The organism is Stenotrophomonas sp. Sm2128, assembly GCF_030985535.1.
Lineage (GTDB): Bacteria > Pseudomonadota > Gammaproteobacteria > Xanthomonadales > Xanthomonadaceae > Stenotrophomonas > Stenotrophomonas maltophilia.
In genome coordinates this window covers 1-1,031 of the sequence record NZ_JAPTFQ010000161.1, presented here as the reverse complement: position 1 = coordinate 1,031, position 1,031 = coordinate 1, and the positions used below count along the sequence as shown (strand labels likewise).

Here is a 1,031-nt window from a genome sequence, read left to right as displayed (position 1 = left end):
GGCCACGAAGTCGTAGGACAGCGTGGCCGCGATGACGGGCGGCCCCTCGGTAGTGATCGACAGCTGCCACCTGCGCAGCTGCAGCGGCGCGAACGTCAGCGGCGGCGTGCCTGGCCCCACCAGTTCGACACCCTCGCCATTCTCCAGCACCACCGAGGCCAAGGTCTGAGGCTGCAGATAGGCGTTCCAGACCTGCACAAATCGCACCTGGTTGGTCACCAGATTACCGAGGTCAATGCGCAGCGGCAGGATGTGGATTCGGTGGTACCAGTCATCGAAGGAGGTGCGCAGCGCGGGACCGGCCGAGCGCTGTTCGGGTTCGACAATGGTGGCCTCACGTGCCGGGCCCGCCAGCACGCGAGCGCTGGCAAGCGCGCCACGAAATGGCACTGGAATCCGCGTGCGTGCGATGTCCAGGTTCCGGCTTCGCCAGTTCGGCCCCGCGCTGATCGAGGTGGAAAGGAGAAGCGCCATCAGGACTTCCGGACTGCCCAGCCATAGGCGTTGCTTGCCGGAGGCTGGTTCGAACCGCTGGCCATCGTTAGCTTGCGTACCCACGGGAACACAACCCAAGTCTCAGCACCGATCGCGATCTCCTGCTCGGGTTCCAATTTTTCCAGGTAGCAGGCCCGCAGCCCGATCACCTCGCCGATCGGCGACAGGTTGGGGGTGGTTCCAGCTCGCCTGACCCACAACTGGATCGGGTGAAAGATGCTGCGACCGGAAAAGGTGTTCTCATCGGCGTTGCCTAACGCTCGGCCTAGCCAGAGGTGATCAATCGTTATGTCGTTGTATGACCCCTGGTAGCTCGGGCCAACGCCACTGCCAGCCTGACCCTCCGTGCCAAGTGACCCAGCATAGTTGTTGCAGATCATGTGGTAGCTATTGCTACGCCCGTCCTCGATAGAGTCGGCCCGCACCTGTCCGCAACCCAACCCGGTGGTGTATCCAAACAGCACCACCGTTGGGGCGTTGGTACCGATCACACCACTGGAGCTGGTGTTCAGTGGCCAGTATGTGCCATCGACATA

General features: G+C 62.7%; 2 protein-coding genes. Both read right to left on the bottom strand.

Annotated elements, in window-relative coordinates:
- Positions 1-474 (bottom strand): hypothetical protein (locus tag O0K41_RS22255; protein WP_308304570.1); only part of this gene is annotated, 474 nt, incomplete at its 3' end.
- Positions 474-1,031, bottom strand: a 558-nt coding sequence (locus O0K41_RS22250) for a hypothetical protein (protein WP_308304569.1), incomplete at its 5' end; no start/stop codon positions are given. The genes O0K41_RS22255 and O0K41_RS22250, both read right to left, overlap by 1 nt.